Below are 24698 nucleotides of genomic sequence, written 5' to 3'. Positions count from 1 at the left end.
GGGACACCCCGCGACGGGACTATAGAGAGATGACAGTCCCCGCTGTAGCGACCCTCGCCCCGGTTCTTTCCCTTACCGGCCGCGGCTCGCGCCGGATTGGGTCCCGGGAACCGCTCCGGACCGCTTCCAGCCCGCCACGAGCAGGTCGAGCACGAGCAGGACGAGCGTCAGGCCCAGGAGGGGCTGCACCATCCGTCCGATCTCGCCGCCTCCGGTCGTCGCCCCGGTCTCGCGAACGGGGGGCGTCCACTGCGTGGTGAACCGGACCGCGGGATCGAGCCCCAGTTCCGTCCGCAGCGTTTCAGGACTGACTCGCGCGAGGGCCGACTCCCGGGTATCGCAGTTCACCACATAGCGTTCGGGCTGCCGCGTTCCGCCGGGAAAGCTGAACTGGTAGACGCCGCAGACATCCCCCCGCCCGGCGTCGACCCGGCTCCCGATGTCGCCGCTGGCGGTGATCGTCGACCGCGAGCCATCCGGCCGCGTCAGCACGCACTGCTCCGCCGCTCCCCGAATCCGCGGCCCGGAAAGCGTTTCTCCGACCTCGCCGACACGCTGGGCCAGCTCGCCCCGGATCGAGGCCAGGACGATCTCGTGCATCATCGGCAGAAAGCTGGGCCACAGAACCCAGCTCCCCCACTCGTCGTTGAGGGCGGTCTGGATCTGCAGTACCCGTCCGTTCCCGCTCCGCCGTTCCAGCAGGACCGGTGCGCCATTCGACAGCCGCAGGATGACCTCCGTTCCGGCGGGCGGCTCCGGTCCTTCGATCGGGCGGTAGCGGAAGATCGGCGTCGTCAGCAGACCGGCGTCCGGATTCCCGGCGAAGACCCGCAGCAGCGGATGGAGCGAGTCGGTCTCGCTGAACGAAAATGGACGGTCCTGCTCCGTCAGCGGCGGTGTCGGCGGACCGAAGGGGGCCGGCAGCAGATCGGCTCCGAGCCCCTGTGCATAGTCCGCCGCGGACGCCTTCTCTCCCAGCGCGAGAATCAAGCCGCCGCCGCTCGTGACGAACCGCCGCAGCCGGTCGAGTTCCCCTTCCGTCAGGGCGGGAACGTCGCACAGGATCACCGAGTCGAACGCCTCCAGATCGCGATCGCGGAGCCCGCCGAGCGAGATCACCTCCGGCCGGATCTCCAGCCTCGCGGCGGGAGGCGAAGTTGTCAGCGTCTCCGCGGGGGCGAGCGCCAGCCGGACGAACTCAGCATCGGACTCGGCGGACTCGCTTCCGGCGACCACCAGCGTCCGCACCTCGCGCCGCAGCGGAACAATGAGCCGCCGGACGTTGTCGAGCGGCAGCGGATCCTCCTCGATCCGGGCTTCCACGAGCGCATCCTGTGCCAGATCCGAGGGAACCCGCACGCTCCGGCGGACGGTCCCGCTCCCCGGAAGGTCGATCGATTCGCGATGGCGGACCACCCCTTCGACGGCAATCTCCAGCACCGTCCCGGGCCGCGGCGACCGGCCGAAGTTCTTCACCTCGACATCCAGGTCGAGCACGGCTCCCGGCGCCGCAATCGGCCGCCGCGATTCCAGGCCGACGACCGCCGCATTCTCCGTCACCGCCGCCCCGACATCGACGAGGCTGACCTCGGCCGATTTCCCGAGCTGCCGGAACAGCTCACCGCACTGCGACCGGACAAACGAGGCGGAAGGCAGCCAGTTCTCCTGCTGCAGGTCGGTGGCGAACACCACCTCCGCGGATTTGAGATGGTCTTCCGCGGCCAGCAGCGGAGGGAGCGGCTTGAGCGAGTTGAGCAGGTCGCCGCGCTCTTCGAGCAGCGGCAGTCGGTCGATCTCCTGCAGGACATCGGCCGGATCGTGGGACGGCCGGCGGATCACAACACGGGGCGTCTGCCCGCTGATCCGTGCCAGGTGAAACGAGTCCCCGGTCCGGCTCGCCTCGACGATCTGGCGGGCGACCCGCTGCGCTCGCTCGAAAGAGGTCTCGCCCCCCGAGCGGTATCCCATGCTGTAGGAGGAATCGACGACCACGATCCGATGCGTCGCGGATTCCGCAACCGTCCCCAGCCCGAGCCGTTCCAGGTAAGGCTCCGCGAGCGCAAAGGCGAGGCAGGCCAGGAGCAGCCCGCGAATGAGGACCTGCAGCCAGGAGTCGATCCGGATCTGCCGCTGCCGCTTCTCCAGCGCCGCCCGGACGAAGCGCATCGCCCCCCAGGGAACTACCCGCGGCCGGCGCTGCCGGAGCAGGTGAATCAGGATCGGAATGCCGATCGCCAGCAGGCCCCACAGCATCCAGGGACTGCCGAATCCGAAGGCCAGGCTCGCAGGAAGGCGAAACACGGAAACGAGTTCAATCCTTTCTCAGAACGCATCCGGTCTTCGCCAGAACCCGAAAGACCGCCGCAGGCAGTGTGGCCGATTCGGACGGGCGTCGCCAACCACGCCCCGGACGATCAGAAAGGGGGGGGGCGCCGAGCCACGACCAAACCGGTGACCGAGCAGTGAGCGGTGATTTGATGAAACACAGAGGCACGGAGAGCGCAGAGGAAAAAGGGAGCCGACAGGTCTTGGAACGCCGTGTCTCGCCTTGATCTGTGTCCCACTGTGTTTACCTGTGGCTGACAACTCCCTGCCAGATGCGTCTCACGAACGTCGAAACGCCCCCGCGAGTCTCCTCTGTGCCCTCCGTCCCTCTGTGTTTCAACCCCCTGACCAAAGAAATCGCCCGATCCTCGACCAGGGCGACAATGTCCGCAGGTTGCGTACAATTCGAGACGCCCTCCCCGACAAGGACTCCGTCATGGTCGATCTGACGCTCCCGCAGCACCACTCCCACTCGCGGCGGTTCGAGGACAACCGCTTCTGCTACCCCGTCGTCTCCCGACGGAGCAAAGGGTTGTCGCTGGGGGTGAACCTCAACCCGGACAAGATCTGCAACTTCGACTGTGTCTACTGCCAGGTGGACCGCTCCCCGGAAGCGGAACCGGAAGTGACCTTCGTCGAGACCGACCGGCTCTTCGGGGAGATGGAAGCCCTCGTCGACGAGATCCGCTCGGGCGAAATCTGGACCCACCCGCAGTTCGCCTCCGTCCCCGCCGACCGCCGCCGGTTCAACGACATCGCCTTCTCCGGCGACGGCGAGCCGACGAGCTACAAGAACTTCGACGAGATCATCCGCCGCACCGCCGACCTCAAGCGGTCCCGCGGGCTCGACCAGGTGAAGCTCGTCCTGATCTCCAATGCCAGCCTGTTCCACCGCCCGGTCGTCCAGCGGGGGATGTCGATCCTCGACGAGAACCAGGGCGAGGTGTGGGCCAAGCTCGACGCCGGAACGGCCGACTACTTCGAAAAAGTCGACCGGACCCGGATCCCGTTCCAGCAGGTCCTCGACAATCTCCTGCTGGCCGCGCACGTCCGCCCGCTCGTGATTCAGAGCCTGTTCATGCGTCTCGACGGGACGCCGCCGGGCGAATCGGAGATCCTCGAATACTGCGAGCGGCTGAACACGATCAAGCGGCACGGGGGCCGGTTGAAACTGGTACAGATCTACACGGTCGCCCGTCGTCCTGCCGAGGACTTCGTGGCGCCCCTCGCGCCTCAAGAGGTCGACGCGATCTCAGAGACGGTCCGCCAGCGGACCGGACTGACGGTCGAGTCCTATTACGGCGGGGAAGCGCCGCCGATTTCCTGACGCCGCTCGACGCGGGCCTGGAGCAATCTCCGCCATCGCCGGTACTGCGCCGCCTCGCCGCGGAGCCCCACCTGTTCCAGCAGACGCTCCTGCCGCTCCAGCCAGACCGTGGGGGCGACATCGAGGTTCCAGCAGAGCCGGTGCAGGCACGCCGGACAGAGTCCCACGGCATCGGCCTCTTTGTCCCCCGCCAGGCCGCATCCGTCCTCCGGACAGGGGGGCAGGTCAAATACGGACGCTGTCCCTCGCAGACTCGCGGAAAAGGTGCGTCGCAGGAGTTGGTGTTGCTCGTCCCGTGTCGTCGCTCCCGCCCCGACTGGTCGCCAGACCACGATCCCCCCGCGGGGGCCGTCGGTCTGCAGTGACCGGAGATAAGTGAACGACGGAGTCGGAAGCGGACCGACGGTGCAGACGGCGACCCGGCCAAACGGCGGTTCGCCCCTGGAGTCTCCCAGCAGCCGCAGCACCTCCGGTGTCACCAGAGACCGATCCCCGAGCGGCCCGTCGGTCCGCAGCGTTCCAAGCGGAAGTTCGCTGAGCCCGACCCTTCGCCGAACGAGAACCGGCGCATCGAAGGTCGTCCCAAGGAACGTCCGCACCGTATTGAACAGCGCCTCATCGGTCGGACCGAGGGTTCCAATCACGGTCAGGTCGAGCGGCCGCCGCTCCGGATTCCTGGGCGGCTTCGACCGCACGTACTCCTCGAACGCGGAATTGACCGCCGCCGATCCCCTCCCCTCCCCGCTTCCCAACCGCCGTTCCAGCTCCGGCCAGGGATCGGCCACCGGCATCCGGGCCGGAGGAAGCTCAGGAGTCGCAATACGGACCGTCGTCACGGTCTGCGGGTCCGCCGCAAACGCGGCGTCCGCGAGGACCACGCCCGGATCGGCTGCGAACACATCTTCCGAGAGGACCACCCGCGGCTCGGTGGCCGACGAAGCGACACTCCCATCACGAAAAGGGCCGGGCTCGGATCGCGGCGGCGGTCGTTGCGGCCCGCGGACTTGCCCCAGAACGGTTTCCTTCGGCCCGGCAACCGGCTTGGGCTGCCCCGCGACAGGGTTGCTCTGCCCCACCGCCGGAACCAGACCCTGGACATACCAGTTCACCAGGATCAGCGCGACGACCAGTACGCACGCCAGCTTCGCTATCGTCAACGGCCACCGGGGTGGACGACCGGTGTCGGTCCACCATTCCGGTTTCAGCGGCGGCCGCGCGTTGCTGGACAAGGATGTGCCCGAGAAAGGGTTCGATGGAATTGATCCTACCCGCTCCGCGGCCCGACTTGGAGTCTGCCGCCGGAACGCCGTCCGCAGTGGAAGGGGTCCGCGTCTCCCGAAAGTCGATGGAAAGGAGGCTGGTCGGGGAAGAGACTCAACGAACGAGGCGCATGCGACGGACGGGCGATGCCTCATTGGGATTGCGCGGAATGTCTTGCGTCGAGCGGACGTCGCTCCGATGATGTGGATTCCAAGGGCCTGGACGCATTGAACGACGCGGCTGAAAGCGAACCTCCCAATGATCCCCGCACTCAACGACTTCGCGCCTGTGCGACTGCCTTCATTGACCATCGCGATCTGTTTGAGCTGGGCCGCCGCCGGATGGGGAGCCGATTCCTTCGAGGGGTTCCTGGAGAAGCACTGTCTCCGTTGTCATGGCCCCGCCAAGGTCGAAGGGGATGTGCGGATCGACCAGTTCTCCAGAGACTTCAAGGCGGGCACCGATGGGCACCACTGGGGAGAGGTCCTCGACCGGATCAATTCCGGCCAGATGCCGCCGAAGGACGAACCACAGCCGAAGCAGGAGGAGATCGCGGCGTTTGTAACGGGCCTCGACTCGCGGCTCCGGGAGGGGCGGGGGGCGCGGATGGCCGCCCGGGCGGCCGTGGCGCACTATCGACTCAGCCGCAAGGAGTACCAGAACACTGTCTACGACCTGCTCGGCGTGCGCTACGATCCCGCCAAGCCGGGCGAGTTGAACGAAGACACCTTGTGGCACGGGTTTGAGCGGATCGGGTCGGAGTTGTCGCTCTCGCCCTCCCATGTCGATCGTTACTACCGCGCCACCGAAATCGTGCTCGACCGCGCCTTTCCCCCCACGTCGGGCGAGGCTCGCAAGGTCCGCAAGACCGCAGTCGATCTCCGCTATCACGGCGGCAAGGCCCAGCAGGAGACACTCGACCGGTTCGGCATCAAGCGCCCCTTGCGTTACCTCCTCTTCCCGGGCCGGGTCGAGTCCGCCCTCTCGCCCAACTGGTTCGGGCGGACCGGTCCGGAACACAGCGGGCTCTACAAGTTCCGCATCCAGGCCAGCGGCATCCGCCCTCTCGGCGGTCAGCCGGCCCACCTGAGCATCGGCAAGGAGACGGGCGAGGAGACGGTCGCCGGCGTCATCGAGTTCGACATCACCGCGCCGGAAGACAAGCCGGCCGTTCATGAGTTCGAAGTCTTCCTGGAGATGCCGGCGAACCTGCACTTCGCCGTCGTCGCGTCCGACGTCGTGGACCGGAGAGCGGGGGCCGCCTTTCGGAACTCGCTCGCCAGTCCGAACTACATGTTCACGCATAGCAGCGAGACGCAGCTCCTGAACCCGAACGCTCCGCAGATGTTCGACGACAAGGGGAACGGCCTGTTCTCGACGGTGCTGGTGGACTGGATCGAATGGGAAGGACCGCTGGAGACGGAGGCGGAAAAGGCCCGGCGAGTCGGGCTGGTCCCTCCTGATGACTCGACACCGGAAGTCGTCGCGGAGCATCTGCGGCGCTTCGCCCAGCGGGCCTGGCGACGGCCCGTCCGCCAGGAAGAACTGGCTGACTTTCTGAACGCCTACCGCTCAGAACGCGAGGCGGGAGAGAAGACCGCCGAGGCCTATCGGGTGGCGATGGCGGGCGTGCTGACGTCCCGGCACTTCATCTACATCGTCGAAGGGGATCCGGCCGCTCGCGAACGTCTCAACGACTCGGAGCTCGCCACGCGGCTCTCGTACTTCCTGTGGAGTTCGATGCCCGACGACACTCTGTTCGCCGCGGCCCAGGGTGGCCAGCTGAAGGGCGACGGGCTGCCGAAGGAAGTGGACCGATTGCTGGCGGACAGTAAAGCCCACCGCTTTGTGGACGACTTCGCGCGGCAGTGGCTCCAGCTGCACCGCCTGGGCATGTTCCCGCCGGACAAGAAGCTGTATCCGGCCTATGACCCGTGGCTGGAAACCAGCATGCGGGCCGAGCCGGTCGAGTTCTTCCGCGAGATGTTTGCGAAGAACCTCCCCGTCGACAGCCTGATCGATTCCGACTGGACGATCGCCAATGCCCGGCTGTGCGATTTCTACGGTCTCCCTGAACCTGGAACGGGGGGCTTCCAGCGCGTCGCGCTGAAGCCGGAGGACCATCGCGGCGGCCTGCTGGCGATGGGCGCTGTGCTGGGGCTGACCTCGGACGGGACCCGCCACCGCCCGGTTCACCGCGGCGTGTGGGTCAGCGAAGCGATCTTCGGCAAGACGCCCCCTCCGCCGCCGGCCAACGTCGACCCGATCGAACCGAACCCGCCCGAAAGCCCGAAAGCGACCATTCGCCAGAAGATCGAGGCCCACCGCAACAACGCGAGCTGCGCCGCCTGCCACGCGAAGATCGACCACTTTGGAATCGCCTGGGACAACTACGACGCCATCGGACAATGGCGGACGCGGGAGATCGTGGCGAAGGGGATCGGAGAGGACCCAGTGATTGACGCCTCCGGCGTGATGCCCGACGGCCGCTCGTTCCAGGATTCCGTCCAGTTCAAACGGCTGTTGCTCGAAGACCGCGACGGGATCGCACGGGCCTTCATCGAGCATCTCTGTACTTATGCCCTCCGCCGCGTGCTCACCGTGGACGATCAGGACGACCTGAAGGCGATCGCCGCCGAAGCGAAGAAGAACCAGTACCGCGTCCAGGACATCGTCCGGGCCGTGGCTCTGTCCGACCTGATCCGAAAGCGATGACCCACGCCCGGGCCGACGGGTCTTGAACATCCCGAGCGCCATTGACCGTTCGTCCCCGAAGAACCCAGTAGAAGGAACCCGGAACGATGAGCTTCCTTTCCCAATCGTGGTTGGTCGACCGCCGATATGCCCTGCGGGCGATGGGGACCTGCATCGCACTGCCGTTCCTGGAGTGCATGGTGCCGCTCGGTGCCGCTGAGGAGAAAACCGCCACTCCGCGGCGGAGCGCGTTCATCTACCTGGCGAACGGCGTCCATTCGCTGAACTACCAGATCACCGCGCCGGGCCGGGATTATCAGTTCTCGCGTTCGCTGAGGCCCCTCGAGAAGCACCGCGACGTGATCACGCCGATCAGCGGCCTGCATCACCCGGGGGCCCTCAGCCACCATCACAACTGCATCTCGGTCTGGCTTACGGGCGGCAAGCTGGGTCCTTCGGATCGGAACACGATCTCCGTCGACCAGAAGATGGCCGAGATCACGGCGAAGCACACGCGCTACTCGTCCCTGGAAGTCGCGATCACCCAGGATTCGCTCGCCTGGACGGCCGACGGAGTCCGGCTCCCCGCGATGCGTCGTTGCAGCGAAATCTTTGCGTCCCTGTTCGAGGAACCCAAAGGGGGGACGGGAGTCCAGCGCCGGGCCCTCCGCCGCAAGGGGAGCGTCCTCGACGCCAACCTCGCTGAAGTCCGGCAGCTCGAGCAGAAGATGGGTTCGGCCGACAAGGGCCGCATGGAGCAGTACCTCACCTCCATCCGCGAAGCGGAGATCCGGACGCGGCGGGCCGACGCCTGGCTCGACACGCCGCTTCCGACGATTTCGGCCGCCGACCGCCAGCGGACCAACCGCGACATCGCGCACACGATGGCAGGGGACTATTTCCGCACGGTCTATGACCTGATCGTGCTCGCCTTCCAGACCGATGTGACCCGCGTGGCCACCTTCAGCCTGGGGGGTGAGGGGGACGCCATCTCGATTCCGGAGATCGGCATCACGGAGTCGCGGCATCAGCTCAGCCACCACGGCGGCGATCCGGGCTACATGGAGAAGCTCACGAACTACGACACCTTCGCCATCGAGCAGTACGGGTACTTCCTCACCCGGCTCGCGGAGACGAAGGATCTCAGCGGCAAGCCGCTGTTGGGCTCGACGATGGCCCTCTTCGGCAGCGGGATGTCGTACGGGCACAGCCACGGCAACGCCAACCTGCCGCTCGTGCTCGCGGGGGGCTCGGACCTGGGGCTGAAGCACGGCAGCCATCTCGACTTCAACCAGGGGCACTTCAAGGGTTATCAGCTCGACAAACCGGGCGAGCACTATTCGCTCTGCAGCCGCCCGGCGAACCCGGATGCCCACATGAGCAACCTGCTCCTCCTGATGGCCCAGCGGATGGGCGTCGAGACCGACCACTTCGGCGACAGCAACAAGGCCATCGAACTATGACTCGCACCCGCACCCCCGGCTGGCTCACCGCGCTCTGCTTCAGCCTGTCCCTGATCGCCAGCGCCGCGCTCGCCGCGGACGAACCGTTCCGCCCCGAAGCAGGGACGTTTCCTCCTTTGGAGAAGTCGCGCTCCTACCGGGGCGTGCTGGCGTTCGTGGATCACGCGAATCGTCGCGGCAGCCTCCGCGTGGAATCGACGGGCGAGTTCTTCCGCAACCCGCCGCATCCATTCGCGATGCTCCCTTACGGTCTGGTCCGTCAGCACGGGGCACCGGCGGACCTCCGGGACATTCCGCTGGGGGCTGTCCTGCACGTCCGGGCCTTTCTGCCGCCCGACCCCAAGACCTCCGCCGTCCCGGTCTCCCAGAAGGGACCTCCCGAGCGGCCCGCCGAAAACCATGCGATCCTGCTCGAAGACGAGCCCAGCTTCTGCCTGCGGGAGGGGAAGGCCTGGAAGCTGAAGGAAGTGGACCTGAAGAAGGACCAGGGGATGATCGTCGCCAGCCGCGAACCCAGGGATGGGGGAGACGGTCAGGCCACAGAGGAGAAGCTGACGTTCGATGCCGGAACTCGGATCTGGCGCGGCCGCGAGTGTCTCATGGTTGCCGATCTCGTTTCCGAGGGGCTCTGGCCCGCGGAGGGGAAAAAGTCGCTGGCCGGCCAGACGGTCCAACTCGGACTCACCTGGCAGCCGACTCCGGGCGGTGTGTTTCTGCGGTATCACATCACGGACATGTGGCTGGATGAGACCGCCTTGCAGCGTGCCGCGCAGATTCAGAGCGAGACGCACAAGACGCTGATCCGCAGCCGCTGGATGCCCGCCTGGGTCGATGCCGTCGAGTACGGTAAGTTCGGCCGCGCCACCGTCACCGCCACGTTGTTCGGCGGCATGGATCCGTCTCTCTACGCGGACTTCCAGAAGGGGAGTCAAGCGGTGATGAATGCCGCCGAGAACACGCTGAAGCACGCGGGGGGAGCTTACGGCCCGGCCCACATGGCCTCGCGCGGTCCGATTCTCGACGTCACGAAAGCGACCGGAGAGATCCCCCTGGGGAGCAGCGGAATCCAGGTCCGCTTCGAGACGGACCTCATCATCGAAGGGATCCGCCCCGGCCGGGTCGTCCGTATCCGCCCGGGGAACTGGCCCGAACTCACCGTCTCCCGGGACGAATATCTGAACGACGGAAACAATCCTGAGGATCGCTTTCCGACGCCGGCCATCTTTCCCAAGTACTGAACTGCGGCCGTCGAACTCGTTCTCGAAGGCCGGCGCGCCGTCGCACGATGAGTTTCGACGCGAAGGGACATCGTTGGGTAAAGATGTCGTTCGAGCCAACGGGATAAGCCGCGTCGACCACCACCCGGCGAACGCACGCCCGCAGACTTGATCGAGATCGACAATCCAACGAGTTATAGTCCGGTTCGCAGTTCCCGCGCCTCGTGACGCTCTCAAGACGCGGCCCCTCCGACAACACTCCGCTGCGGCTCATCATCCCACGGGGAGCGTCCCGCCGTGTCTTGTATTCGTCTCTGGCGATGGTCCGCACTGGCGTCCCGGCTGCTCCTCTGGATGGTCGGCCTCGTGCTGCTTCCGGCGCCAAGTCCGGCCGGCCCGCCCACGTTCAATCGGGACGTCCGCCCCATCCTGGCGCAGCACTGCTGGCGATGCCACGGGTTCGATCCCGCCCAGCGGCAGGGGGGACTGCGGCTGGATGTCCGCGCGTCCGCGACCAAAGCGGCCGATTCGGGCCGGGCGGCGATCGTTCCGGGGCGTCCTGAGGAGAGCTCCCTGATCGAGCGGGTGACCTCTTCGTCCGCCGATCACCAGATGCCTCCACCGGATGCCGCCCGGCGGCTGTCGGATTCCGAGGTCGACACGCTGCGGGAGTGGATTCGCGGCGGGGCGGAGTACGAAAAACACTGGTCATTCGCACCGATCCGTTCCGTCCGCCCCCCGTCGGTGTCGGACGCTGCCCATCCGATCGACGCCTTCGTGCGGACAGAACTTCCTCACCGGGGCCTAGAGCCGTCCCCGCCGGCGGACCCCCTTCAGTTGCGGCGGCGGGTCAGCTTTGACCTGATCGGCCTCCCCCCGACCGTCGAGGACCTAGGGCGGATCGCGGAGGAACCCTACGAGGACTACGTCGACCGACTCCTCAGCTCGCCGCACTTTGGCGAGCGGATGGCGGCGGACTGGCTCGACGCCGCCCGGTACGCGGATACGGACGGATACTTCGGCGACAAGCCTCGCGAGATGTGGCTCTGGCGGGACTGGGTGATCGACGCCTTCAACAACAACATGCCGTTCGACCAGTTCACGATCGAACAGCTCGCGGGAGACCTGCTTCCCGGCGCCTCGGTCCGCCAGCGGATTGCGACCGGCTTCAACCGCAATCACATGTCGAACGACGAGACCGGGCTGATCGACGAAGAGTACCGCGTCGAATACGTCGTCGACCGGGTCGAGACGACGATGACGACGTGGCTGGGGCTGACCGTCGGCTGCGCTCAGTGCCACGACCACAAGTTCGATCCGGTTTCGCAGCGGGAGTATTTTCAGCTCTTTGCGTTCTTCAACAACGTCCCGGAAAAGGGACTCCTCGTGGGGACCAACGCCCAGCCGCGGATCTCGGTTCCGAGCGAAGCGCAGCAGGCGGAGCTCGTCCGATTGGCGGCGGCCACCGCGGCGGCCGAGACCGCCTACGAGCCGATGCGGCGGGAGGCGGAACAGAGTCGAAGTCAGCGGGAGACGGAGTTCCTGGCGACCCTGCCGGCCCCGCCGGAGGACTCGCTGGCCGCTCAGAGCCACTTCGAGGTTCCCCTGGAAGCGGGATGGAACGCACTCGGGACCTCGCTGCAGACGGATGCCGGGATTCAGGGGAACGGATTGAAGTTCGACGCCACGCAGCATCTGGAGGTGGTGCCCGGCTCTCTCCCCCCCGATGGGCCGTGGACGATCGGCCTCTGGATGTCGCCCACGAGTTCGCTGAGCTGCCCCCTCTCGCGGATCGAGCCTGAAGGGAACCGCCGCGGCTGGGAAGTGCTGTGGCAGAAGGGGCGGATCGTGGTCCATCTGGTCCACGAATGGGGAGCGAACGCCATCGAGGTGGCGACGCGGGAGACGTTCGCGGCGAAGCAGTGGCATCACCTGGTAATCACCTGCGACGGATCGGGCCGGGCGGCGGGGCTCCGCGTCTTCCTCGACGGCGCTCCCGCGGCGGTCGAAGTTCGGAGGGACACGCTCGATGGGGCGATCGCCAACGCCGAGCCGCTCCGCGTCGGACGGCGGGACGAGGGGCTCGGCTACTACGGCCTGCTCGACGAGCTCCGGATTCTGGGGACCGCTGTCAGTCCGGAAGCGGTCGCAGACTGGACTCGCTCCGACCGGTTGCGGGGGATCCTGCAGAAGCCCGCCGAGAAGCGGAGCCCGCAGGAACGCGACATCCTCCTCGATGACTTCATCGACCGGCACGGGAGCCCGCCTGTGCGAATGACGCGGGATGTCGTCCGCAGTGCACGGGCTGCCGAGGCCCGGCTGAAAGGGGTCATTCCCTTCGCGCTCGTCATGGACGAGATGTCCCCGCCGCGGCCGACTTACGTCCTGGAGCGAGGGCAGTACGACAAGCGCGGGAGGGAAGTAGAGCCGGACGTCCCGTCGGCGGTCCTGGCCTGGCCCGAGGGGGCCCCGCGCAATCGGCTCGGCCTCGCGCGGTGGCTTGTCGCTCCCGACCATCCGCTGACGGCCCGGGTGGCGGTGAACCGGCTCTGGAGGCAGTGCTTCGGCGAGGGACTCGTCCGGACGGTCAACGACTTTGGGACGCAGGGAGATCTTCCGATCCATCCGGAGCTCTTGGACTTCCTGGCGGCCCGGTTCCGCGACAGTGGCTGGGATGTCAAAGCGATGCTCCGTTTCATTGTCACGTCGGAAACGTACCGGCAGCAGTCGAACGCCATCCTGCATCAGGGGGAGGTCGTCGATCCGGAGAACCGCTGGTTGTCGCGGGGCGCCCGGTTCCGGTTGCCGATGGAGATGATCCGCGACCAGGCGCTTGCGGCCTCCGGATTGCTGGTCGGGCGGCTGGGTGGACCGAGCGTGAAGCCATATCAGCCCCCGGGACTGTGGGAGGAGGTCTCCTACAACGGCGACGAATCGTATGTTCCTGATCGAGGGGACGGACTGTGGCGGCGGAGCCTCTACACATACATCAAGCGACAGTCCCCTCCGCCAGGCCTGCTGCTCTTCGACGGGCCGACGCGGGAGAAGTGCACCGTCCGTCGGCCGCGGACCAACACCCCGCTCCAGGCGCTGCTGCTCCTCAATGACGAAACCTACGTGGAGGCGGCGCGGCATCTGGCGATCGCGTGCTGCAGCGACTCGACCTCCGACTCGGACCGTCTGACCCGGCTCTTCCGCCGCGTCCTCTCGCGGTCCCCCCAGCCTGAGGAAGCGTCTCTGTTCTCCGGGCTGCTGTACCGGCAGCGGGCTCGCTTCGCCGCAGACCCGCAGGCGGCAGTGCGCCTCCTCTCGGTCGGAACGCCGGAGAGGCTCGACAGCTGCCCCGCGGGGGAGATCGCTGCCTGGACCGTGCTGGCCCACACACTCCTCAACCTCGACGAAGCGGTGACGCGCCGATGACGATCTCTCGGGAGCTCCTGCCACCATCAGTCACCCGCCGCGCCTTCCTGGGGCAAAGCGGACTCGGAGTGGGCTCGCTCGCGCTCGCTTCGCTGTGGCCGGGAACCAATGCCGCGGGATCGCCGCAAGTAGCCCCTCGCGCCAAGCGGATCATCTCGCTATTCATGCACGGGGGACCGTCGCAGCTCGATCTCCTGGACCACAAGCCGGCGTTGAAGCCTCTGCACGGCCAGGAACTCCCCTCTTCCGTTCGCGGCGATCAGCGGCTGACCGGCATGACGAGCGGGCAGAAGTCGTTCCCTGTCACGTCATCGCTGTTCCGTTTCCGTCAGGCTGGCGAGAGTGGGGCCTGGGTCTCCGAACTGCTTCCCCACACGGCGGGCGTCGTCGACGAACTCTGCATCGTACGCTCGATGCACACGGAAGCGATCAACCACGATCCCGCGGTCACGTTCCTCCAGACCGGACACCAGCAGCCGGGCCGGCCGAGCTTCGGAGCCTGGGCCAGCTACGGCCTGGGGAGCGAGAACAGCAACCTCCCGGCGTTCGTGGTCATGATCTCGCGGGGAAGCGCCGCCCGGCCGGCCGATCCTCTCTACGCGCGGCTCTGGGGCGCGGGCTTCCTCCCGTCGAACCACCAGGGGGTCTCGCTTCGCAGCAGCGGCGACCCGGTCCTCTACCTCGCGAATCCGGCCGGCATTGACCGCGCCGCCCGCCGCGATCAGCTCGATGTGCTTGCGGAGATGAACCGTCTGGCGCTCGCGGAACAACAGGATCCGGAGATCGCCGGCCGGATCGCCCAGTATGAGATGACGTTCCGGATGCAGGCCTCCGTCCCGGAGCTCACCGATCTCGGCAGCGAGACCGCCGCCACGTTCTCGGCCTACGGTCCGCAGTCAAAGCAGCCCGGCACGTTCGCCGCCAACTGCCTTCTCGCGCGGCGGATGGCGGAGCGGGGCGTTCGCTTCATCCAGCTCTATCACCGCGGCTGGGATCAGCACTACAACCTGCCGAGCGACCTCCGCCTGCAGTGCCGCGACATCGATCAGCCGGTGGCGGCTCTCCTGGGCGATCTCAAGCAGCGGGGCCTCTTGGACGAAACGCTGGTGGTCTGGGGGGGCGAGTTCGGCCGGACCGTCTACACGCAGGGGACGCTCGAACCCTCCAACTACGGCCGCGACCACCACGGCCGCTGCTTCACGATCTGGATGGCTGGAGGGGGGAGCCGGCCGGCGACGGTCTATGGCGAGACCGACGACTTCAGCTTTAACGTCGTCCGGGATCCGGTGCACGTCCACGACCTCAACGCCACGCTGCTGCACCTGCTGGGAGTCGACCACACCCGCCTGACCTACCGCTCCCAGGGCCGCGACTTCCGCCTGACCGACGTCCACGGTCACGTCGTTCCGGGCCTCATCGCGGGCGGTGTTTAGCCCCACTCCTCCCGTTCCTGAACTCCGCCGAGCTGCTCAGTCGAGTTTTCGCGGGTGAGCCCGTACGCTTTCCGGCGATCGTCGGTCCTCACCTGTTGACGGCGCGGTTCGCTCTCCCGCCGCGACGCAGACCGTTCGGCCTCTTCGACTATGGGTGGACGTCCCGGCTTCCGCGCGGCACTTCTGTGGACGATGGCAGTCCTGGGCGGCTTCTCCCCCGGCTCGGCCCGCAGTCAGGGATACCCGTCTCACGAGGCGGTCGGCCGGATGACGCTCCCCGAAGGACTTACCGCGACGCTCTTCGCCTCGGAGCCGGAGGTTCGGCAGCCGATCTTCTGCAAGTGCGACGACCGCGGCCGGCTGTGGACGATCCAGTACCTGCAGTATCCCAATCCAGCCGGGCTGAAGCGGGTTCAGGTTGACCGCTTCTCCCGCACGACTTATGACCGAAAGCCCGAGCCGCCCCCGCACGGTCCACGGGGAGAGGATCGGATCACGATCCTCGAGGACATCGACGGCGACTGTCGGGCGGACCGCTTCCGCGACTTCATCACCGGGCTCAATCTCTGCACGGGGGTCGAGTTCGGCGACGGCGGCGTCTACGTCATTCAGGTTCCGTACCTCCTGTTCTATCCGGACCGGAATCGGGACGACGTCCCCGACGGCGATCCCGAAGTCCTGCTCGACGGCTTCGGGATGGAGGACGCGCAGTCGCTGGCGAACCATCTCACCTGGGGACCGGACGGCTGGCTCTACGGTCTCAACGGCAGCACCACAACCTGCCGCATCCGCGGGATCGAGTTTCAGCAGGGAGTGTGGCGGTATCATCCCCGGACGCGGGCCTTCGAGCTGTTCTGCGAAGGGGGCGGGAACGTCTACGGACTCACCTTCGATCGCCAGGGGCGGCTGTTCTACAGCTCCAACGGCGGCCTCTTCTGGCACGGTCTGCAGGGGGCCTACTACGAGAAGAACTTCGGCAAACATGGGCCGCTCCACAACCCGCACGCCTATGGCTTCCTGCCGCACGTCGTGATCCGCGGCCAGACCGGTCGACCGAATCCCGGCGGCACCGTCTACCTCGGGACATCGTTCCCACCCGCGTTCCGGGATGCCTACCTGTGCAGCGACTTTCTGACTCACACCTGCTCGTGGTGGCGTGTCGTGCCAGAGGGCTCGACGGTGTCGGCGACTCTCGAAGGGACGCTGCTCGATTCGCATGACACGTGGTTCGGCGCGACCGATCTCTGCCTGGGCCCCGCTGGCGAGGTTTACGTGAGCGACTTTCACGACCAGCGGACCGCCCATCCCGATCCCGACGCGAACTGGGACCGCTCGAACGGGCGGATCTACCGTATCCAGGCGACAGCCGCCGCTGCGCCACCTGAACCGTTCGATCTGCATCGCCTTTCGACCGGCGAACTCGTGGCGCTGCTCCGCAGCCCGAACGGGTGGATGCGGGATCGCGCCCGGCGGCTGCTCACGGAGCGCCGCGATGCCGCGGCCGTTCCCGAGTTGGATGCCCTGTCGCGCGATCGGGATCCCGATGCTGTCCTTCAGGGGCTGTGGGCCCTGCACGGACTGGAGGCGTTGACGGACGCTCGCGCCGCGCGGCTTCTCGATCACGACTCGGAGCACGTCCGGGCCTGGACGGTCCGGCTCCTCGGCGATGCCGGGCGGGTGAGTCCGGAGATGGAAGCCCGCCTCGTGGACGTGGCGGGACGGGAGGCGAGCGTCGTGGTTCGGTCGCAGCTCATGAGCACGGCCAAGCGGCTGCCCGCGGCGACCAATCTCCGGCTCGTCCTCGCTCTGTTGCGCGGAGACGCATCCCCCTCCGACCCCGCTCTCCAGTGGCTCACATGGTGGGCCGTTGAGAGCGTCTCGGTCCCGCACGTCCAAGCCGTTCTGGACAGTTTCGCAGCGCCGGAGTCATGGAGTCGCCCGGAAACACGTCGCGTGCTTCGGCTTCTTGTCCGGCGCTACGCTGCCGAAGGAACTCCGGCGGCCGACGCCGCGTGTGACGCCCTGTGGGGTTCGGCCCCCGAAGCGGAGGTGGACTCGATCGTCGAAGCGGTCACGGCCGGACTGCGGCAGCGGCCGCGCGGCTCTGAGCGAGGGCGGACCGTCGCGGTCGCCCCGGGACTGCACAACCGAATCGCAGCCGCCTGGACTGCTCAGCCGGCAAGTCTCGTGCGGACCCGGCTGGCCCTGGAAGCGGGAGTCGCCGCCACATACGGCGATCTTTTGAGCCGCCTCGCCGCCTCCCGTTCGGGAGACGCCTCCCTGCTGACGCTCCTGGCCGAGTTCGGCGACGCCGACGCGGTTCCCCTGGCCCTGTCGTTCCTCCGGACCGACGTGGCTGCTGACGTTCAGACCGCCGCGCTGCGGATCGTCGGCCGGTTTCCCGAACCGGCCGCCGTGGCCCGCGTTCTTGAGACGCTGCCGAGCTTGTCCGCGCCCGTTCAGCAGGCGGCTCGCGACCAACTGCTCGCGAGCCGCGCCGGTGGTCTGGCGTACCTGGAGGCGGTCGATGCGGGTCGGTTTCCGGCCACGTCGCTTTCGCTGGAGCAGGTCGCCTCGCTGGGACTCCATGCGGATCCGGCGATCGACGCGCTGGTCCGCCGTCACTGGGGGCAGGTCCAGGCCGCCACGGCAGAGGTCAAGCTGGCGGAGGTCCGGCGGATCCAGAACGATCTCCGGGCCGGAACAGGCCAGGTGGCCGCCGGCGGCGCTCTCTTCCGCAAACACTGCGCGACATGCCACCGGCTCCACGGAGAGGGAACTCCGCTCGGCCCCGATCTCTCGGGGACGGCCCGAGGAGAGCTGACGTCGCTCCTCACCAACATCGTCGATCCGAGTGCCGTCATCCGGAGCGAATACGTTCCACAGGTGATCGTCACGACCACCGGGACGGTTCAGACGGGGCTCGTCGCCGAGCAGGACGCGGCGGCGGTCACGCTCGTTACCTCCCGCAACGAACGGGTCCGCATCCCCCGCGGCGAGATCGAGACCGCTCACGACTCTCCCGTCTCGCTCATGCCGGAGCGGCTCCTGAGTCCCCTGACGCCGCAGGAACTCCGTGACCTGTTCGCCTTCCTCCGCCGACCGCCCGATCCGTCTCCGTGACGGCTTGCCGCTCCGGCGCTCTCCCGCCCACTTTTCCAACCAATGACGAGGACACAATGACTCGGCCCTGTTCCGTCGCGACCGCACTCCTTCTGGCGACCGTTGCAGCGACCGGCCTTCTCGTCCCTCACGGTGCGCCGGCGGCCGACGAGCCCGCCGGCGCAACCCGGACCTACGAGAACCGCCTGACGCCGATCGCCAACCCCGCGCCGATCCTGGGGGACCATCCCGAATATGTGGAGCCGATCCGCGAGACCGCCCGCTTCGAGGCGCCGACGCTGGTCGACGACCCGGGCGCGGACCTGTCGGTTCGGGCGTGGCGGTTCTCGTACAACGCCCGCGGGATCATCGAGATCCCCAACCGGCTGCGGGCCGATCGGACGGCGATCGTCGTCGTCCATCCGTGGGGGATCGACGACGGACAGGGATGGGTCACGCCTCAGCCCGCCGGGGCGGCCTTCCAGTGTACCCCCGCCAAGAATGCCATCGTCCTGGACCACGGCAAGGAGGTGATCGATCCGCTCCTCAGGGCGCTCCGTCCGCGGGTCAAGTCGATCGTCTACAGCCTTCCCGGGACCGAGGACCCGATCCGCCGCAAGCTCTATCGCTCGGTCCGGACGCGGCCGACCGAGACCGACCGGCAGCAGGGGGCTGTCGAACTGGCGGCCCGGCTTGCGAGCTTTCGTTATGAAGGGAGTCCGCTGCCGGCCGCGCTCACCGTCTCGACCGAGACGCCCGTCCGGGATTACTTCAAGCAGTTCCGGGGGCTCGATGCGGGGCCGAAGTACGACCCTGAGGGGTTCTGGAAGCTGCCGATCCCGGTGATGCGGACCATCGCGGTCGCTCCCGAGGACGTGGTGGTTTACGACGCCGAGGGGTACGAGCTCCTGAAGACGCATCTTCAGGAGCAGGGGGTCCGGCATGTCCTGTTGGCGGGCTACAACACCGACATGTGTGTCTGCTCGACGACCGCCGGGTACGAGAATCTGCGGAAGGATTTTGATGTGTTCCTCGTTGGCGACGCGACGATCGCGACGTTCCCGGCGCATCCCACGCCGCGGTTTGCGACGACGGCCGCGGTGAGCTTCGCGGCGCTGGATCTGCTAATCACGCAGGGATCGTGGATCAGGCCGGACGAGAACCGGGAGCTGTCGAGTGCGAAGGACTGAGAATCGCGTCCTTGCCGGCACGGCGATGCCACGTCAAACCCAACGTGCTACGGCAGCCGGGGTCAAGGGGGTCACCCCTTGCCGCCGGAGGCGCTTCCATGAGGAACCGTGGAAAGCAACGGGCGACCGCTTTGTGGAACTGGCTATGAGGACTCCCTCACATCACACCGCTCGCTTTGCAGTCCCCGCGGGGTGGTGAGGGGGGCATCCGACGTGTTGTCCGCGTTTGAACACTCACTTCTTCAGACATCTCTCGACGGCCAGGCCTCCGGCGGGCAAGAGGGCGTTGCCCCCTTGCATCCCCCACCAGTGGGGCCCCCTGGACCCCGGTTTGGTTGTGAACATCCCGCTGCCATGGCGTCGACACAAGGACGCGATACACTCGCCGCACGCTCGCGGTCGCCAGCTCTGAAGGAGATCGTCGCATGTCCTGCTCCACCGCTTCCCTGTCCCGCCGCTCGTTCCTCACTTCCACCGCCGCGGCCGCCGTGACGCTGGCAACCCGCTTCCTGCCGGCCGCCGAGCCGCCCAAAGCCCGCATCGCCGTCTCCCTCGACCTCGAGATGTGCCGCAACTTCCCGGCCTGGGACGACACCCATTGGGACTACGAAAAGGGAAACCTCGACGACGCCACGAAGCAGTACGCCCTGGAAGCCGCCCGTCGCATCAAAGCGGCCGGTGGCCGAGTCCACTTCTTCGCCCTCGGCCGGACGCTCGAGCAGGCGAACGTCGACTGGCTGCTGGAGCTGATCCGCGAAGGACACCGGATCGGCAACCACACCTACGACCACGTCAACCTGATGGCGAAGACGCCGGCCGAGATCCAGTACCGCTTCCAGCGATCGCCGTGGCTCATCGAAGGCGAGGAGCCACAGCAGACGATCGCCCGCAACATCCGGCTCGCGGAGCGGGCCATGATCCAGCGGCTCGGAACAGGACCAAGCGGCTTTCGCACTCCCGGCGGATACCCGCAGGGACTGCGCGAGCGTCCGGACCTGCAGGAGCTGCTCCTGGGGCAGGGCTACCGCTGGGTCAGCAGCGTCTATCCGCGACACGACGTCGGGACCGCCGGCGCGCCCCCGACCGCGAAAGTGCTCGAGTCGATCGACGCCGGCTACGCCGCGTCACAGCCGTTCGTCTATCCCTCGGGACTCGTCGAGCTCCCGATGAGTCCCGTCAGCGACATCGGCGCCTTCCGCAACGCCCGCTGGCCGCTCGAGGCGTTTCTCGACGTGACTCGGCGGGGCATCGAATGGGCCATCGCGAACCGGGCCGTCTTCGACTTCCTCGGCCACCCGGCCTGCCTGGTCGCAAAGGACCCCGAGTTCAAAACGATCGACCTGATCGCCAGGCTCGTGAAAGAGGCCGAGGCGAAAGCGACCTTCGTCACGCTGGACGAGATTGCCGCCCCGCTCCAGCCGACGTGACCGCGGTCCCAGACCGCGGCCTGATCGCAGCCGTCCCTAAGACGCTCCGCTGGGCGCGGTCTCCGATATTCGCTCGAACACCGCGCCCGCCGGCACAGCTCCCGTCGGCTCAGTCCCATCGTTCCACGGCCACCAGGTCCAGGGGCCTCGCCCCTGATCAGATTGAGCTTTGATAGAGATCGGCCTCCGCCAGCACGTCTGTGCCGCCACGCTCCGGCTGATAGACCAGCGTCTCGATCCGCAACTTCCGCCAGCCGACCGGCACGCCCCAACGGACTTCGTCGCCGACGCGAAACCCCAGGATCGCCGTCCCGATCGGAGCGAGCACCGACAACCGCCCCTTCGAAATGTCGGCATCCCCCGGATAGACCAGCATGTAGGTCTCCAACTCGTCCGTATCGAGATCCCGGAACGTGATGATCGAGTTCATCGTGACCACGTCCGCCGGAACCTCGCCACTTTCCACGACACGTGCGCGCTGCAGCTCCGTCCGCAACTCCGCCAGCCGCTCCGAACCGCTGACGTACTGCGCCACGCGCGACGTCAACAGTGCCCGAAGCCGGTTGTAGTCTTCAACAGTGAGCAGGATCTGCGGTCGAGACATGTTCGAAACCCTCGTTCACGAATGCGAAGCGCACGGCCCAGTGCCGTGTCCAGTTCTGACGAAAAGCAACTTCAGGACCATCCGCGCGACATCGGCGCCGAAACTGATTTCTCGAAGGAAACCGCAGCACCGCGCCCGGCCCACGCCCTCTGCTCGCCCTTCGCCGTCTCCACCCGGCGACACCCCGGACTACGTCAGGCGACAGTCTCGCCGGAAAGACCTCCGAACGGCGTCCGCCTACGGCCGGAACTCGGCCGCATCGATCGAGTGCTTCCGCAGGAGCTTGTGCAGCCCCTGCCGCGACAGCCCCGCCTGGACCGCCGACCGCGCCACGTTCCCCGCATGGTCCTTCAGCAGCTGGACTAGGTAGCGGCGCTCTGCGTCCTCCATCGCCCCGGCCCGCGAGTCGTTGACGGCCAACGGCCCCGGCGCCGCTGCCGGATCGCTCCCTCCCGACCGGATCGCGGCCGGGAGATCCTGCGGCTCGATCCGGTCCGTCCGCGCCATGGCGATCCCATGCTCGATCGCATTCCGCAGCTCCCGGATATTCCCCGGCCAGCCGTATTGCGCCAGCCGCTCGACCGCCGCCTCGCCGAGATCGAGGCCCGGCCGGTCCGCCGGACTCAACAGTCGCAGGAAGTGCCGGGCCAGCAGCACCACGTCTCCGTCGCGATCGCGCAGCGGCGGCAGCACGATCGGAATGACCGCCAGCCGATAGAACAGGTCCCGCCGGAACCGTCCCGCCCGAACATCGAGCTCCAGGTCCCGGTTCGTGGCGCACAGGAACCGCACGTCGATCCGCTCCGGTTCGTTCTTGCCGAGCGGAAGGAACGTCTGCTCCTGGATCACCCGCAGAAGCTTCGATTGGAGCGGCGCGGGAAGGTCCCCGATTTCGTCGAAGAAGACCGTCCCCCGGTGCGCCTGGAGCAACAGCCCGGTCTGATCGCGAACCGCCCCGGTGAACGCACCGCGGACATGCCCGAACAGCAGCGACTCAAACAGGGCCTCGGGGATCGCGGTGCAGTCGATCACCTGAAACGGCTGATCCGCACGCAGGCTGTGCCGATGGATCGTCCGGGCCACCACCTCTTTGCCGGTCCCGCTCTCCCCCGTGATGAGGATGTTCGTGTCGGTCCGCGCCACCTGCCGCAGCATGTCCTGGAGCTCGCGCATCGGCGGGCTGTCGCCGATCAGATCAGCGAACGTCCCCGGCTCCCGTTCCTCGACCGTCTCCCGCCGCCGGGTCGCCTGGGCGAGAACCTTGCGGACGCTCGTCAGCAGTTCCTCAAAGCGGACCGGCTTGAGCAGGTAGTCGGCGATCCCCAACCGGACCGCTTCGATCGCCGAGGGGAGGGTCGCCGCCCCCGTCACCACGATCAGCGGAACCTCGGGCCAGCGGCGCCGCCCCTCGTGAAGAAGCTCAAGTCGCAGGTTGCCGGGCATGTTGAGGTCCGACAGCACCAGGTCGAACGGCTCCGACTCCAGAGCCCGGAGCGCCGCGTGACCATCGGCCGCCTGCACGCATCGAAACCCCTCCTTCTCCAGGAGGGCGGCGGTGGTCCGCCGGTAGAGCGGCTCATCGTCCGCAACGAGAATCCGCGGCGACGGAGTGAGCAGGGACGGCGTTGAAGCGGAAGCGTTCATCGGGGAGGCGCCGCGGCGAGCTCGGAGGAGAGGGGAAAGACGGCGGCGAACACGCTGCCTTGTCCGGGAATGGTGGTCACGTCAATCCGCCCCCCCATGGCGTCGATGAGGCTGCGGGAGACCGACAATCCCATCCCCATCCCGGCCTGGCCGTCGGCGGACTTCGTGCTGAAGAACGGCTCGAAAATGCGGGGAAGAACCTCGGGCGGAATCCCCCCGCCCGCATCCTCGACCTCGATGACGGCCTCGCGGCGCTCCGTGCGGAGCCGCAGCGTGACGACCCCGCCGGACGGAGTCGCCTGAACCGCGTTCCGCACGAGGTTGTAGAGGATCTGCTTCACCTCCCCTTCGACCAGCAGGACCGCGGGACGGTCCGTGGGGGCGTCGTATTCGATCGAGACGCCGCCTCGACGCGCCACGCTCTCCAGCATCGTCACGACCTCGGAGACGACGCGTCCCAGCGAGAACTCCGCCGGCCTTTGGGGAGAGCGACCGTAGAGCTGATACATCTGATGCGTGATCCGTCCGATTCGCTCAATCTCGCGGTCGATCAACTCGAGGAGCTCATAGTGCTCGTGGTCCGGCGACGTGGAACCCCGGATCAGCTCGAAGGCGTTCCGCATCCCCGCCAGCGGATTATTGATCTCGTGAGCCACCCCCGCCGCCAGCTGTCCCAGCGCCGCCAGCTTCTCCATCTGCCGCTGCTTGAGCTCCAGCTGCCGGAGCCGCTCCGTCCGCTCCTGGACCAGTTGCTCCAGATGCTCCGCGTGCAGGCGGAGTTCTTCGCGAAGCTGGGACCGCTCGGTCACATCGCGGACGCTCGTCCGGAAGCCGAGCCAGCGGCCGTCGATCTCGTACATCGGCTGCCACGACATCGAGAACCAGCGGACGGAGCCGCCACGATGCTCCGCGCGAAAATCGACCCCGCTTCCAAAGCTGCGCGCCGCCGCGCTCGTCAGGATCCAGCTGATCTCCGCGCGGTCTTCCGGGACCACGATCGGCAACGGATACTCCGGCATGCTCAGGCACTCGGCGACCGAGTACCCCGTCATCCGCTCGACGGCCGGATTGACCCAGATCAGCCGTCCGTCCGGTCCGTGCCAGCTCTCCCAGTCGGCTGTGCAGTTCGCGACGGCGCGAAAGTGGCGATCGTCAGGAACGATGTCGTCCCGATCGGATGTCGACGCCGGGACGCCGGGCCGCTGGTCGGCGCGAGGTTCCATTTCGCAGAGTCCATCGTTCCGAAGCACTCGCCGCATTCGAATCACTCGGAGCAGACGTCACACCCCAGAGGGCGGACGCCATTCGCCAAACGAACGCGGCGACAAACACGAGTGATTGTAGCGGGCTCCCGGGCCGCCGCAGGCCGGGAAAAAGGCGATCTCTCCGTCGCGGTCTGAGGCGTCATCGCCCGGAGACACTGTCACCAACCGGCGACAGTGTCTCTGCCTCCGTCCGACCAGAAGCAGGCCGTTTGGCATCGTTCCGACGTGTCGGCCCGGGACGGCATGGGGCTTGCGAACAGAACTGGGAGCCCTGGCCGGTGCCCCACTTGAACCGCGCGGCCGGGGACCGCCGATCCTTGCTTCCCA

General features: G+C 67.3%; 14 protein-coding genes. 9 read left to right on the top strand and 5 right to left on the bottom strand.

Going from position 1 to position 24698, the window contains the following annotated elements:
• Positions 1 to 72 precede the first annotated feature (72 nt).
• On the bottom strand, positions 73 to 2301 hold the full coding sequence (locus VT03_RS03820) for a BatA domain-containing protein (RefSeq protein ID WP_075091769.1): 2229 nt from the start codon (positions 2299 to 2301) through the stop codon (positions 73 to 75).
• A gap of 460 nt (positions 2302 to 2761) precedes the next feature.
• Here VT03_RS03820 and VT03_RS03810 point away from each other — a divergent pair, with 460 nt between their 5' ends.
• Complete coding sequence (locus VT03_RS03810) at positions 2762 to 3652, top strand: radical SAM protein (RefSeq protein WP_075091767.1); 891 nt, start codon at positions 2762 to 2764, stop codon at positions 3650 to 3652.
• On the opposite strand, the gene VT03_RS03805 is transcribed toward VT03_RS03810, so the two are convergent.
• Positions 3622 to 4881, bottom strand: a complete 1260-nt coding sequence (locus VT03_RS03805; protein WP_156514271.1) for a hypothetical protein — start codon at positions 4879 to 4881, stop codon at positions 3622 to 3624. The genes VT03_RS03810 and VT03_RS03805 overlap by 31 nt on opposite strands.
• 334 nt (positions 4882 to 5215) lie before the next feature.
• Here VT03_RS03805 and VT03_RS03800 point away from each other — a divergent pair, with 334 nt between their 5' ends.
• The 8 genes from VT03_RS03800 to VT03_RS03765 all read left to right on the top strand — a co-directional run bounded on the left by VT03_RS03800 (position 5216) and on the right by VT03_RS03765 (position 20858).
• Positions 5216 to 7627 carry a DUF1592 domain-containing protein gene (locus VT03_RS03800; protein WP_231870590.1) on the top strand — a complete coding sequence of 804 codons (2412 nt, stop codon included), beginning with the start codon at positions 5216 to 5218 and terminating at the stop codon, positions 7625 to 7627.
• Between the two features lie 86 nt (positions 7628 to 7713).
• Positions 7714 to 9069, top strand: coding sequence for a DUF1552 domain-containing protein (locus tag VT03_RS03795; RefSeq protein WP_075091764.1), 1356 nt, complete (start codon positions 7714 to 7716; stop codon positions 9067 to 9069).
• Entirely contained in the window at positions 9066 to 10307 is a 1242-nt protein-coding gene (locus tag VT03_RS03790) for a hypothetical protein (protein WP_075091763.1), read from the top strand. The genes VT03_RS03795 and VT03_RS03790 overlap by 4 nt, the downstream gene beginning before the upstream one ends.
• A gap of 276 nt (positions 10308 to 10583) precedes the next feature.
• Entirely contained in the window at positions 10584 to 13706 is a 3123-nt protein-coding gene (locus tag VT03_RS03785; RefSeq protein ID WP_156514270.1) for a DUF1553 domain-containing protein, read from the top strand.
• Positions 13703 to 15139, top strand: coding sequence for a DUF1501 domain-containing protein (locus VT03_RS03780; RefSeq protein ID WP_075091761.1), 1437 nt, complete (start codon positions 13703 to 13705; stop codon positions 15137 to 15139). Before VT03_RS03785 ends, VT03_RS03780 begins: the two co-directional genes overlap by 4 nt.
• A gap of 150 nt (positions 15140 to 15289) precedes the next feature.
• Entirely contained in the window at positions 15290 to 18262 is a 2973-nt protein-coding gene (locus VT03_RS03775; protein WP_075091760.1) for a PVC-type heme-binding CxxCH protein, read from the top strand.
• A gap of 56 nt (positions 18263 to 18318) precedes the next feature.
• Positions 18319 to 19431, top strand: coding sequence for an isochorismatase family protein (locus VT03_RS03770; RefSeq protein WP_075091759.1), 1113 nt, complete (start codon positions 18319 to 18321; stop codon positions 19429 to 19431).
• Positions 19432 to 19856: 425 nt separating this feature from the next.
• Positions 19857 to 20858 carry a polysaccharide deacetylase family protein gene (locus VT03_RS03765; RefSeq protein WP_075091758.1) on the top strand — a complete coding sequence of 334 codons (1002 nt, stop codon included), beginning with the start codon at positions 19857 to 19859 and terminating at the stop codon, positions 20856 to 20858.
• A gap of 157 nt (positions 20859 to 21015) precedes the next feature.
• On the opposite strand, the gene rnk is transcribed toward VT03_RS03765, so the two are convergent.
• From rnk to VT03_RS03750, 3 genes are all read right to left on the bottom strand, one after another.
• The gene (rnk, locus tag VT03_RS03760) at positions 21016 to 21462 is read right to left on the bottom strand and encodes a nucleoside diphosphate kinase regulator (protein ID WP_075091757.1); all 447 of its coding nucleotides are present in this window, start codon (positions 21460 to 21462) and stop codon (positions 21016 to 21018) included.
• Between the two features lie 237 nt (positions 21463 to 21699).
• Positions 21700 to 23106, bottom strand: coding sequence for a sigma-54-dependent transcriptional regulator (locus VT03_RS03755; protein ID WP_075091756.1), 1407 nt, complete (start codon positions 23104 to 23106; stop codon positions 21700 to 21702).
• Positions 23103 to 24329, bottom strand: a complete 1227-nt coding sequence (locus tag VT03_RS03750; RefSeq protein WP_075096906.1) for a two-component system sensor histidine kinase NtrB — start codon at positions 24327 to 24329, stop codon at positions 23103 to 23105. Before VT03_RS03750 ends, VT03_RS03755 begins: the two co-directional genes overlap by 4 nt.
• Positions 24330 to 24698: the final 369 nt, after the last annotated feature.

The sequence above is a fragment of the Planctomyces sp. SH-PL14 genome (assembly GCF_001610835.1).
Lineage (GTDB): Bacteria > Planctomycetota > Planctomycetia > Planctomycetales > Planctomycetaceae > Planctomyces_A.
The sequence above is the reverse complement of the archived record's forward strand: the minus strand, read 5'-3'. Positions and strand labels throughout refer to the sequence as shown.